12 protein-coding genes are annotated in these 12,321 nt (G+C 59.7%); 4 read left to right on the plus strand and 8 right to left on the minus strand.

The window, feature by feature from the left end:
- Positions 1–11: 11 nt before the first annotated feature.
- The 8 genes from QPL94_RS00800 to QPL94_RS00835 form a co-directional block, all read right to left on the minus strand.
- A complete protein-coding gene (locus tag QPL94_RS00800; protein WP_285354880.1) occupies positions 12–863 on the minus strand; it encodes an alpha/beta fold hydrolase in 852 nt (283 codons plus the stop codon).
- Entirely contained in the window at positions 826–1,242 is a 417-nt protein-coding gene (locus QPL94_RS00805; protein ID WP_285354881.1) for a PaaI family thioesterase, read from the minus strand. Before QPL94_RS00805 ends, QPL94_RS00800 begins: the two co-directional genes overlap by 38 nt.
- Positions 1,242–2,888, minus strand: a complete 1,647-nt coding sequence (locus tag QPL94_RS00810) for an AMP-binding protein (protein ID WP_285354882.1) — start codon at positions 2,886–2,888, stop codon at positions 1,242–1,244. The genes QPL94_RS00805 and QPL94_RS00810 overlap by 1 nt, the downstream gene beginning before the upstream one ends.
- Before the next feature lie 159 nt (positions 2,889–3,047).
- Positions 3,048–3,941: a 3-hydroxyisobutyrate dehydrogenase gene (gene mmsB, locus QPL94_RS00815; protein ID WP_137436852.1), complete on the minus strand. Its 894-nt coding sequence runs from the start codon at positions 3,939–3,941 to the stop codon at positions 3,048–3,050.
- A 46-nt stretch (positions 3,942–3,987) separates the two neighbouring features.
- Positions 3,988–5,073 carry an enoyl-CoA hydratase/isomerase family protein gene (locus QPL94_RS00820; RefSeq protein WP_285354883.1) on the minus strand — a complete coding sequence of 362 codons (1,086 nt, stop codon included), beginning with the start codon at positions 5,071–5,073 and terminating at the stop codon, positions 3,988–3,990.
- Between the two features lie 40 nt (positions 5,074–5,113).
- Positions 5,114–5,893 carry an enoyl-CoA hydratase gene (locus tag QPL94_RS00825; RefSeq protein ID WP_285354884.1) on the minus strand — a complete coding sequence of 260 codons (780 nt, stop codon included), beginning with the start codon at positions 5,891–5,893 and terminating at the stop codon, positions 5,114–5,116.
- A gap of 13 nt (positions 5,894–5,906) precedes the next feature.
- A complete protein-coding gene (locus QPL94_RS00830) occupies positions 5,907–7,073 on the minus strand; it encodes an acyl-CoA dehydrogenase family protein (RefSeq protein WP_285354885.1) in 1,167 nt (388 codons plus the stop codon).
- Between the two features lie 9 nt (positions 7,074–7,082).
- On the minus strand, positions 7,083–8,573 hold the full coding sequence (locus QPL94_RS00835; protein ID WP_285354886.1) for a CoA-acylating methylmalonate-semialdehyde dehydrogenase: 1,491 nt from the start codon (positions 8,571–8,573) through the stop codon (positions 7,083–7,085).
- Positions 8,574–8,722: 149 nt separating this feature from the next.
- On the opposite strand from QPL94_RS00835, the gene QPL94_RS00840 reads away from it, so the two are divergent.
- From QPL94_RS00840 to QPL94_RS00855, 4 genes are all read left to right on the plus strand, one after another.
- Positions 8,723–9,598: an AraC family transcriptional regulator gene (locus QPL94_RS00840; protein ID WP_285354888.1), complete on the plus strand. Its 876-nt coding sequence runs from the start codon at positions 8,723–8,725 to the stop codon at positions 9,596–9,598.
- A gap of 111 nt (positions 9,599–9,709) precedes the next feature.
- The gene (locus QPL94_RS00845; protein ID WP_285354889.1) at positions 9,710–10,765 is read left to right on the plus strand and encodes an NAD(P)-dependent alcohol dehydrogenase; all 1,056 of its coding nucleotides are present in this window, start codon (positions 9,710–9,712) and stop codon (positions 10,763–10,765) included.
- Positions 10,766–10,887: 122 nt separating this feature from the next.
- Positions 10,888–11,694, plus strand: coding sequence for a crotonase/enoyl-CoA hydratase family protein (locus tag QPL94_RS00850; RefSeq protein ID WP_285354890.1), 807 nt, complete (start codon positions 10,888–10,890; stop codon positions 11,692–11,694).
- Entirely contained in the window at positions 11,691–12,320 is a 630-nt protein-coding gene (locus tag QPL94_RS00855) for a metallophosphatase domain-containing protein (protein ID WP_285354892.1), read from the plus strand. The genes QPL94_RS00850 and QPL94_RS00855 overlap by 4 nt, the downstream gene beginning before the upstream one ends.
- Position 12,321 lies beyond the last annotated feature (1 nt).

Below are 12,321 nucleotides of genomic sequence, written 5' to 3' on the forward strand. Positions count from 1 at the left end.
CTACGTAAACGTCAACCGTAAATCGCACTTTTTTGGTCAATCTCTATTCGCAAAAAGTCGCATATCAGCGACAGCACCCGGTCGGGCTGCTGCAAATGCGGAGAGTGACCGGTTTCGGGCATGAAAACCGGGGTTGCCCCGCTTCCAATGCCCTCCACGATGCGGGTCACCTGCTCGGGAACCCCATATTCGTCGTCATCCCCCTGAATGATCATAGCCGGGCATTGGATGGCGTCCAGCCAGGGCGCAAAATTCAGTGATTGTTGAAAGCCCTCATCCAGCCACACCTCCTGCCAGGCGTTGAAGAGCGAATCCGTGCGTTCGCCATGGTGGCGCATCAGTTTTTCGCGAATGCCCTCTTCCCTATAACGCTGCCCCATGTCGCGAATGCCCGCCAGGGTCAGGTGATCCGCCCAGGTATGGGCGGCCATGGTGATCAACCCTTTTACTCTTGTGCCCAGCTCTGCCGCCGCAATCAGGGCTATGGAACCACCGTCGCTGTGACCCACCAGAATGACCTTGTCGATTTCCAGCGCATCCAGCAGCCGGGGCAGCCACACGGCGCCTTCCTGCTCCAGGTAGTCGTAGGGGCGTGGCAATGGCTCGTCACTGGAGGCGCCATAGCCCTGGCGCTCATAGACCAGCGCGTCCAGGCCTGTGGCCTCCGCGAGCCGGCGGGGGAACTGTTTCCACAGGGCGATATTGCCCAGGGATTCGTGCAGGAAAACCAGTACCGGTCCGGAGCTGTTTTCGTGGCTCAGCCGCTGCACCTGAACCCTGGCCCCATCCCCCAGCGGGACAGAGATGTCACTGACATTCATGCCATCACCGCTTGGCCGGAATGGCATAGGTGATGGTGGCATGGGCCACCGGGTCTTCCAGGCCATCTGAGTAGATATAAACCTCGCCCACGCCGCTGGCCTTGCCAATTCTCAGCATTCTTGCCTGCGCCCGAATGGGGCTATGGGCCACCGGCTTGCGCAGGAAATTGATATTCAGGTTGCTGGTCACCGCCAATGGCACCAGGCCTATTTTTCCCAGCAGAGCGGCGTAAAGGGCGACGTCTGCCAGCCCCATCATCGCGGGGCCGGCAACGGTGCCACCGGGGCGCAGGTGCTCGTCGTCCACATCCAGCTTCATTTCGGCCCAGCCGTCGCCCAGCTTCTCCAGGCTGCCGTAACGGGCACCCTGGGGAAACTGGTCGGCGAGGAAGGCCTGCAGCTCCTCGAAGGTAACAATCATCAGTGCTTCTCTTCTTTCGCCTGGTTACGCAGAACAAAGCGCTGGATCTTGCCACTGGGGGTCTTCGGCAGCTCATCCACGAATTCGATTTCCCGCGGGTAGGCGTGGGCGGACAGTCGGTGGCGCACCAGCTCCTGCAGCTCATCCTTCAGGGCGTCTTCGTTCTCCGGCTGCTGGTCACCTTTGATGACCACATAGGCCTTGATGATGGAGCCCCGCTTTTCATCAGGCTTGGCCACCACACCGGATTCGGCAACCGCCTTGTGCTCCAGCAGTGTGCTTTCCACGTCTGCCGGGCCGACGCGGTAACCGGCGGTGGTGATGATGTCATCATCGCGGCCGCTGAAGGAGAAACAGCCACCCCCGTGATTCACCACCATATCGCCGGTGAGGTAATAGCCGTTCACAAACGGGTCTTTCTCGCCCCACGTGTAGCCATCGAAGTGGAACAGAGGGGAAGCTTTCACATCCACCGCCAACTGGCCGATTTCACCCTCGCCCACTTCCTGGTTCTTCTCGTTCAGGGCGACGACTTTGTGGCCGGGTGAGGAATAGCCCATGGAGCCCGGGCGCACCGGATGCTCAAGGCCATGGAAGTTGCAACAGGTCATACCGGTTTCAGTCTGGCCGTAGTGGTCTTTGACCGGGCAGAAGTGGCGCCGCTCGATCCAGTTCACTACTTCCGGGTTCAGCGGCTCGCCGGCACTGCTGGCCACCCTCAGGCCGAGGTTTTCACCCTCGGGCAGCACATGGTCATTGGCCTTCAGCAGCCGGTAGGCGGTGGGTGCCGCCGCCAGGTTGGTAATCTTGTACTTGCGGATCATGTCGTAGGTCGTTTCCGGGGTAAAAGCACCCGGATTGAAGTGGGTCGCGTGCCCCATCAGCAGCGGACCAATCACCGCGTAATAAAGGCCGTAAGCCCAGCCCGGATCAGCCACGTTCCAGAACACGTCATCGTCCCGCAAATCGATGGCGTACTTCATGTACACATAGAACGCCAAAAGCGCCTTGGCCGGCACCGCCACACCCTTGGACTTGCCCACGGTGCCCGAGGTGAACATTTGCAGGAACGGATCACTGCCCTTGATCAGTACTGGCTCAAACTCCGCTGACTGGTCTGCCAGAGTCTTGTCAAAGTCCGGGATGTCACCACTCACTTCGGCGGCGTTGACACATACCACCGGTGCACAGTCCTTCACTTCAATCAGTTTGGGGTAGTTGACGGGATCAGTGACCACCAGCTTTGTGCTGGCCCGCTCGAAGCGGTATTCAATAGCGCCGGGGCCAAAGGCGGTGAACAGAGGCTGGTAGACAGCGCCGGCCCTCAGGGTACCGGCGATGACGATGAGCAGCTCCGGGCTGCGGGGCAACAGGGCAGCAACCCGGTCGCCTTTGCCGATGCCCCGGGACGTCAGGTAATTCGCAAACCGGGCGGATTGTTCTTTCAGCTCGGCAAAGGTGAGCTTGCCCGAGCCGCCGTCCGCTTTTTCGTAATACAGGGCAACGCGCTGGGGGTCGTCCGCCCACTTGTCACAGATCTCCGTGCAGACGTTCAGGCCGGCATCCAGGCTGCCCTCCAGGATCTCCGCTTCAAGACTGGCGGGATCGAAATTGTCATAGACTGATTGGTATTCCGGGAGGCTCATAGTCCAGTCCTTTTATTGTTGTGGACGATTTCTGTTCTCAATGTTTAGCACAGGCTATAGTTTACGTAAAGGTAAACTTTAAGCTGGAAATAAACGCCTTCAGAACCTGACGGCATGGGCGAAAACCCCCGCTCCTCAGATTCCGAAGGCGCTGCCTGCTCAGCTTTGCCCGCGGTAATAGAATTTCTGGATGCTGGAGAAATCCAGCCCACCGTTACCCTCACCGGCATGCAGCTCAAACAGGTTACGGGCCAGCGAACCCATGGGAATGGGCGCGTGATTCTTGACGGCGTTGTCGAAGGCCAGGCCCAGATCCTTGTTCATCAGGTCAACCAGGAAACCACCTTCGTAATTGCGTGAAGCCGGTACGCCTTCCATCACACCCGGCCAGGGATTGTAGACGTTCAACGCCCAGTTGCCGCCAGAGCTCTGCTTCATGATTTCCGAGAGCACGGCAGGGTCCAGCCCGTTCTTGACACCCAGGGCCAGGGCCTCGCTGGTGCCGCTCATCAGGATGGCCAGCAGCATGTTGTTGCAGATCTTGGCAATCTGGCCGGCGCCGTGAGGGCCGGCATGAAAGATGTTCTTGGCCATGCCATCAAGAATGGGCCTGGCACGCTCGAAGGCATCTGCCTCGCCACCGCAGATAAACGTCAAAGTACCGGCTTTGGCACCACCGACACCCCCGGACACCGGTGCGTCCATAAAGGTAATGCCAGCGGCAACGGCGGCTTCGGCCACGCCCTTTGCGGTTTCCGGCGCGATGGTCGACGAGTCGATCACCAGCGTGCTGGACGGCAGGATTTTCAGCAGGCCATTGTCACCCAGGTAAACCGATTCCACGTGCTGGCCGGCTGGCAGCATGGAAATCACCACCTCGGCGCCTTCCACCGCTTCCTGGATGGTCGCCGCGGATTTCGCGCCTTCGCTGGTGAGTGCCTTGACCGCCTCTGAGGACAGATCAAACACCGTCAGGTTGTGGCCTGCCTTGACGAGATTGGAGGCCATGGGTCCGCCCATGTTGCCAAGACCGATAAACGTGATAGTCGCCATATTATTGTTCTCCGTTTTTGATCAGGTTTGGTCTGTTCGGTGTCAGTCAGGACTCTATAAAGAACCGGTCGATCCACTCAGGGTCCACGCTTTCCAGTGTGGGGAAATGCCAGCGTGGCTTGAGATCCTTGTCGATCAGCAATGCCCGTACGCCTTCTGCAAATTCACCCATTTTCAGGCTGCGCTTTGATATCCGAAGCTCCTTGTCGAAAACCTGGGACAGGCTGTCATGCAAGGTGTTGTGATAGTGCAGCCAGGTCAGTGTCATGGAAGCCGGTGACGCCGCCACAACGGTCTTGACCGCCTTGATCAGCCACGGGTCTTCGCCGGCGTACTGGCCCAGGTTATCCACCACTTCCATTAACGAATCGCCATCGGTAAGCGCCTGGATCACATCAAAGTGCTCGCGCACCACGGATTGCGGCACTGCCTCGCGGGAGCCTGCCTCGAACCGTCGCAATACCTTACTGACAGCACCATGGGCTTCGTCGCCAAAGTCGGACTGTTGCAGCGCCTGCTTGACCTCGTCGCGCATGTCATGGCGAATAAAACGGTCCGCAAGCCCGGTGAAGATGGCATCTGCGCCGTTCATACGGGCGCCGGTCAGCCCCAGGAACAACCCGGTGCGCCCCGGCATTTTATTGAGGAACCAGCCTGCGCCCACATCCGGATACAGGCCAATGCTCACTTCCGGCATTGCCACGCGGGTATGTTCTGTTACCACCCGGTGAGAGCCGCCTGACATCAGGCCCAGGCCACCGCCAATGACAAGGCCGTTACCCCAGACGATAAACGGCTTGGGGTAGGTGTGTATCTGGTAGTCCAGTTCGTACTCGTCGGTAAAGAACGTATCCCCTTCACTGGCGGCACGACTGTCGGACCGGGGTTCGGTCATATCCCGGTACAGCGCCACAATGTCGCCACCGGCACACAGGGCCTTGTCGCCCTCGCCTTCCAGCCAGACTGCGCCAACGGCGTCGTCCGCGGCCCACTGGTCCAGCCTGGGCTTCAGCAGATGGATCATTTCCAGCGACAGTGCGTTCATGGAACGAGGTGTGTTCAGCCGCGCAACACCGATGCGTTTGCCGCCGGCAGCTTCCAGTTCTTCAAAAATGACTGCTTGATTGCTCATACCATTAACTCAGTAGTCCGGCCCGGTTTATCGGTGCTTCTTATCGGTTTTTCCATTCAGGCGTGCGCTTTTCAAGGAACGCATTCACTCCTTCACGCTGGTCTTCGGTGCGGAACAGATCCACAAACAATTCCCGCTCCATGCGCCAGCCGTCGTCGTGGCTGCGGCCATCGCGGGCGCTCATCACCAGGGTTTTGCAGCGGGCGACAGACGAGGGGCTCTGCTTGCTGGCCATCTGCGCCAGCTCCAGAGCCTTGTCCAGAGCTGCGCCAGCTGGCACCACTTCTTCCACCAAGCCAATGCTCAGCGCCTTGTCGGCCTTGATGCGTTCGCCGCAGAGAATCATTCGCTTGGCCCAGCCCTCGCCCACCAGCCAGGGCAGGTTCTGGGTGCCACCGGCACAGGGCAGCAGCCCCACGGTGGCTTCCGGCAGGGCCATCTGGGCGTGTTCTTCGGCGATGCGGATATCGCAGGCCATGGCACATTCCAGGCCACCACCCATGGCGTAACCGTTGACTGCCGCGATGGACACACCACGGAAACGGCTCAGGGCACTGAAGGCCCGGCCGAAGGCCTTGCCCATCAGATCGGCATTGGCGATATCACCGTCAGCGAAGCTCTTGAGATCGGCGCCGGCCGAGAAAAACTTCTCGCCCTGGCCGGTCACCACCAGTGCGAAAATATTGAGGTCTTCGTTCAGCGCTGCGATGGTCTCTTCCAGCGCCTTCAGGGACTCCAGCGTCCAGGTATTGGCCGGTGGATTGTTGATGGTGATAATCGCGGTGTGATCGCGTTTTTCCAGCTGAATCAGTTCGCTCATGAGAGTTTCCTTGTTATTGGATGGCCTCGGCCACACCGGGCTCAAGTAGCCGGCGGGCCACGATCAGCCGCATGATTTCGTTGGTGCCTTCCAGGATCTGGTGCACCCGCAGGTCACGGACATAACGCTCCAGCGGGTATTCACGGATGTAGCCGTACCCACCATGAAGCTGAAGCGCCTCGTTGCAGACATCAAAGCAGGCATCGGTGGCAAAGCGTTTGGCCATGGCGCAATGGAGGGTGGCTTCATTGTCACCCTGATCCAGCCGGTAGGCCGCCAGACGGACCATCTGCCGGGCGGCGACCAGGTTGGTGGCCATGTCCGCCAGCTTGAACTGCAGCGCCTGGAAGCCCGCCAGGGCCTGGCCGAACTGCTCACGCTCGTGCATGTAATTACGGGCACGGAGCAAGGCTGCGTGAGCGCCACCGATAGAGCAGGTGGCAATGTTCAGGCGGCCGCCGTCCAGCCCTTTCATGGCGATCATGAAGCCCTGGCCTTCCTCACCGAGCCGGTTGTTGGCCGGCACGCGAACGTTCTCGAAGGTAATCTGGCGGGTGGGCTGACTGTTCCAGCCCATCTTTTCCTCGGCCTTGCCGTAGTGGATACCGTCACTGTCGGCAGGCACCACGAAGGCACTGATGCCCCTGGGGCCACTGTCCGGCGCGCCGGTGCGGGCCATGACCACCAGCATCTGGGTGGCGCCGGCGCCAGAGATAAACACCTTGCTGCCGTTAAGCAGATAGCTGTCGCCGTCCAGGGTGGCCTTGGTGCGCAAGTTTCCGGCATCGGAGCCGGCACCCGGTTCGGTCAGGCAGTAGGAGCCCAGCCATTCACCACTGGCCATTCTCGGGGCGATCTGTTTCTGGATGTCGGCGCTGCCGAATTGCGCCACCATCCAGGTGGCCATGTTGTGAATGGTGATATAGGCGGCAGTGGAAGGGCAGGCGGCAGCCAGCTCCTCCACGATGACGCTGGTATCCAGCCGTGACAGCCCCATGCCGCCCTGGGCTTCCGGGGTGTAGATACCACAGAAGCCCATTTCGCCCGCTTCGCGGATCACCTCTACCGGAAACACATGGTCCGCATCCCATTTCGCCGCGTGGGGCGCCATGGCCTTTTCCGCAAAGGCTTTGGCAGCCTCACGGAAGGCCAGTTGATCTTCCGTCAGATCAAAGTTCATGACTTCCCCTTACTGCATGCGGATGGAGAAGTTGGTTTCGGCTACTGCATCGCTATGGAACCAACGCGCCGTGATGGTCTTGGTTTCGGTGTAGAACTTCACCGCCTGCTTGCCATAGGCATGCTGGTCACCGTAGAAGGAGCCTTTCCAGCCGGTGAAGGAGAAGAACGGCAGAGGTACCGGAATGGGTACGTTGATACCCACCTGGCCCACTTCGATTTCATGCTGGTAGTGGCGTGCCGCACCACCGGAGTTGGTAAAGATGGAGGTGCCATTACCGTAAGGGTTGTCGTTTACCAGGGCGATGGCATCCGCCAGGGTATCCACTTCCATGCAGGTCAGCACCGGGCCAAAGATTTCTTCCTTGTAGATATCCATATCCGCCTTGACGCCCGAGAACAGCGTAGGGCCAACCCAGTTGCCGTCCGGCAGGCCGTCGACGGTGCAGTTGCGGCCATCCAGCAGCAGGTTGGCGCCTTCTTGCTCACCGCGGGTAATCAGCGACTCAACGCGCTCTTTCGCCTTTTGGCTGATGATGGGGCCGTAGCTCGCCGACTTATCGTTCCAGGCGCCGGGCTTGGCTGCGGCCAGAGCTTCCTTCACTTCCGGGATCCACTCCTGGGCTTCGCCCACAAAGACCGCCACGGAAATGGCCATGCAACGCTGGCCGGCGGCACCAACCGACGCGCCCACCAGGGCCTTGACCACCTGATCCTTGTCCGCATCCGGCAGAACGACCATGTGGTTCTTGGCACCAGCGAAGCTTTGTACACGCTTCATGTTGCGGGTACCCGTTTCATAGATATAACGGCCCACCGGTACGGAACCGACGAAGGACACCGCCTTGATGGCCGGATCGGTCAGCAGCACATCCACCTGTTCCTTGCCACCATGTACTACCTGCAGCACACCCTTGGGTGCACCGGCCTGCTCAAACAGTTCAGCCAGGCGCATCGGGGTCAGCGGGTCCTGCTCGGACGGCTTGAGGATAAACGTGTTGCCGCTGGCGATGGCCATGGGGAACATCCACAGCGGAATCATCGCCGGGAAGTTGAACGGGGTGATACCGGCGCAGACGCCCAGGGGCTGGGTGTAGGAATAGGTGTCGACTCCACGGGCCACGTTCTCAACAGTCTCACCCATCATCAGGGACGGAATGTTGGCCGCGTGCTCGACAACCTCAATGCCACGCCATACGTCGCCTTTGGCATCCTCGAAGGTCTTACCGGTTTCACTGGACAGAATCTCGGCGATTTCGTCGTGGTGTTCTTTCAGCAGTGCCTGGTAACGCATCATCACCCGGGCACGCTCGGAAACCGGGGTTTCTTTCCAGGCCTTGAACACCTCACCGGCATTATCGATGGCACGGCGCATTTCGTCGGCAGTGGTGCACGGCGCGCGGGCAATTACTTCGTTGGTGGCTGGATCAGTAACGTCAATCCACTGGTCAGTCTGGCTTTCTACGAACTCACCAGCGATATAAAGGGGTACGTTTTTCATAGCGATGTTCCCTGTCATTGTTGTAGGTATTGGGGTCTTTACCCTCAGGTTGTCATCGATCCTAGCACAGCCCTCTGTCGCTTCATGATTGACTAAGTTTCGACCATGATGGATTATCTTTCGTTACACTAGGAATGCAGCCAACGAATATGACCAGAACCTCCCAATGGCCGGTGCCACCAGACAGTATCCGTTATGTCATCCCGGACCCGGTTATACGTAGCCTGTCGCGGCACCCCCTGACCCGTGACCTGTACCCGCTGGCTTTTGGCCACTACCGCCGCGCCGCGGGCCATCACATGCACCGGGAACACCATAACGACGATCTTTTGATCCACTGCACGGAGGGCGAGGCCTACCTCAGTGTCGAAGACGAACCCTGCGTGGTCCGGGCCGGCGACCTGGTACTGATTCCTGCAGGAGCCGCCCACCGATATACCGCCGCGCCGGAGAACCCATGGACAATCCATTGGGTGCACTACGCTGGCCCGCTGGCGGAAAATTTCCGTCAGCATATGGGGTTTACCGATGACATCCGCATCCAGCATATCGGGCGGCAGCCGAGGTTGCTGGTGGACTTCAATGGTTTGTTATCGGTGAGGCAAACCGGCTTCCGTACCCCCGGCCTCGTCCACGTGGCCAACCGCTTGCGGCAATTACTGGCAGCGGTTCCCCTGAGCGTTGGCGAGGCCAGTCACGCCCAGCAGCCGGACCTGGACATCATCCACAACTTCATGCGGGAACACCTGGACGAACGCATTACCCTCGGCCAGCTGGCGGACCTGACCGGTCTCTCGCCCGCCCACTTCGCCACCCGTTACCGGGCCCTGACCGGAGTGTCTCCCATCCAGCATTTCCTGCACCTGAAGGTGGAGCAGGCCTGCCAGATGCTGGACACCACGGACCATTCCTTCACCCAGATCAGCAATATGCTGGGGTACGACGACAACTATTATTTCTCCCGCCTGTTCAAGAAAGTCATGGGCCAGTCTCCGACAGACTACCGCCACACCCACCGCCATTAATGTTCGTGATATTCCTTTAATGAAAAGGGCTTACGGTTGAAATACTGAATCAAACCCGAATTCATTACGTATACGCTCGAACATTAACTGGCAAAGAAGGACACACTGACCATGGCGAATACAAAAGCCTACGCGGCGAAATCCGCAGACTCGAAGCTGGCCCCGTTCAGTTTCGACCGTCGCGAGCCGCGCCCGGACGATGTCTCCATAGAGATCGACTACTGCGGTGTCTGCCACACCGACATCCACTTTGCCCAGAACGACTGGGGCATGACCGAATTCCCCTTGGTACCAGGCCATGAGATTATCGGCCGGGTGACCGCTGTCGGGCCCGAGGTGAAGAGCTACAAGGTGGGTGACATGGTAGGTGTCGGCTGCATGGTGGATTCCTGCCGCAGCTGTTCGGCCTGTGAATCCGGCCTTGAACAGTATTGCCTGGACGGCATGACCGGCACCTACAACGGCGTGGATCGTCACGACGGTTCCATTACCTATGGCGGCTATTCCGACAAGGTGGTCGTCAGCGAGCGCTTCGTGGTCAAGGTACCGGAAAAACTGGACCCGGCCTCCGCCGCTCCCATCCTCTGCGCCGGCATCACCACCTATTCCCCCCTTCGCCACTACGGTGTAAAAGCCGGCGACAAGGTCGGCGTGATCGGCATGGGCGGCCTTGGCCATATGGGCGTGAAATTCGCCAAGGCGCTGGGCGCGGAAGTGACGATCTTTACCCGCTCCGAAGCCAAGGTGTCCGAAGCGAAGAAACAGGGCGCTGACCATGTCATCATCTCCACCGATGACCGTCAGATGGAGGCGGCCGCGGAGACCTTCGACTTCATGCTGGACACGGTACCCGTCCAGCACGACCTGAATCCGTACCTGAACTGCCTGAAGTACGATGGCACCCACATCCTGGTTGGTCTGCTGGAGCCCGTCGACCCGGCACTGCAGGCCGGCGCCCTGGTGATGAAACGCCGGGTGCTGGGCGGCTCACTGATTGGCGGCATGCCGGAAACCCAGGAAGTGCTGGATTTCTGCGCCGAGCACGGCATCACCTGTGACGTGGAGATGCTCGATATCAAAAACATCAACGAAGCCTACGAGCGCATGAAGAAAGGCGATGTGAAGTATCGCTTCGTGATTGACATGAAAACCCTGAAAGCCGCCTGACGAAACATGCCGCCAGCCCCGCTGGCGGCTTGCCTACCCGGCCTGGTGTCGTTATCTTGCAGAGTACACAGTAGTAACTCCGGTTGTCAGACCCGATAACAATAACCACCAGGAGGCCCCCTGTGACACGCCCCCCCGTTTACACTGAAACCACTGGCGCTGTTGTTACCATTGTTATAAACCGCCCCGAGAAACGTAACGCCGTTGACCGCAAAACCGCGAACGCCCTGCACAAGGCCTTCACCGATTTTGAACAGAACGATGGGCTGAAAGTGGCCGTGCTTTGGGGCGAAGGCGGCAACTTCTGCGCGGGTGCCGACCTGGAAGCCGTCGGCGACCCGGAACGGCGCAACGACATTGAGGCCACAGGGACAGCGGCTGGCCCCATGGGCCCGTCCCGCATGAAACTGTCGAAGCCCGTCATTGCAGCGGTGACCGGATATGCGGTGGCCGGCGGCCTGGAACTGGCGCTTATGTGCGACCTGAGAGTGGCGGAGAAAACGGCGACGTTCGGTGTCTTTTGCCGCCGTTGGGGCGTGCCGCTGATTGATGGTGGAACGGTACGGCTACCGCGAATTGTCGGCCATGGCCATGCCATGGACATGATCCTCACCGGGCGGCCGGTCAACGCCGAAGAAGCCAAAGCCATGGGGCTGGCGAACCGGGTTGTACCCGATGGACAGGCCCGATCCGCCGCGGAGGCCCTGGCAGCGGACATTGCCGCATTTCCCCAGACATGCCTGCGTGCCGATCGCCACTCAGCCATTCATCAGTGGGACATGAAACTGCCGGAAGCGTTGGCTGCCGAGGGTGCGGGGGGCTATCCTGTGGTGTTCGAAGAAGCTATCGAAGGTGCCGGCCGGTTTGCCGGCGGCGCCGGGCGCCATGGCGCTTTCAACAACCACGACAAACCCGGCGAGACTTCATGAGACTGGTCTGTATCTCGGACACTCACAGCATGCACCGCCAGATAACGGTGCCCGATGGCGACATCCTGATCCACGCCGGTGACTGCCTGGGCGTTGGCACCCTTGAGGAGCTGGAAGACCTGGACAACTGGTTTGCCGAACAGCCCCACCGCCACAAGATCCTGATTGCCGGCAACCACGACTGGTGCCTGCAGGATGAGCCGGCAGAGGCCGAAGCGTTGATCAGTAACGCGATTTACCTGCGGGATACTGGCACTGACATTGAGGGCCTGAAGTTCTGGGGCAGTCCCTGGACGCCGGTGTTCTTCGACTGGGCCTTCAACCTCTCGCGCGGCCCGGTCATCGCGGAGCGATGGGAACAGATTCCCGCCGATACCGATATCCTGATCACCCACGGCCCACCGGCGGGCATTCTCGACCAGGTGATCACAGCCACCCACTCCCAGTCCGTGGGCTGCGACGACCTGACACAGGAACTGGAGCGGTTACGGCTGAAAATGCACGTGTTCGGACATATTCACGAAAGCCATGGTCAACTCAATCGGAATGACTGCCTGTTCGTTAATGCCAGCACCTGCGACGGCAGTTTCAAACCGCTGAATCCACCAATCGTCGTGGACCTGTGAG

The sequence above is a fragment of the Marinobacter sp. SS13-12 genome, from assembly GCF_030227115.1.
In the GTDB taxonomy this organism is placed as follows: Bacteria; Pseudomonadota; Gammaproteobacteria; order Pseudomonadales; family Oleiphilaceae; genus Marinobacter.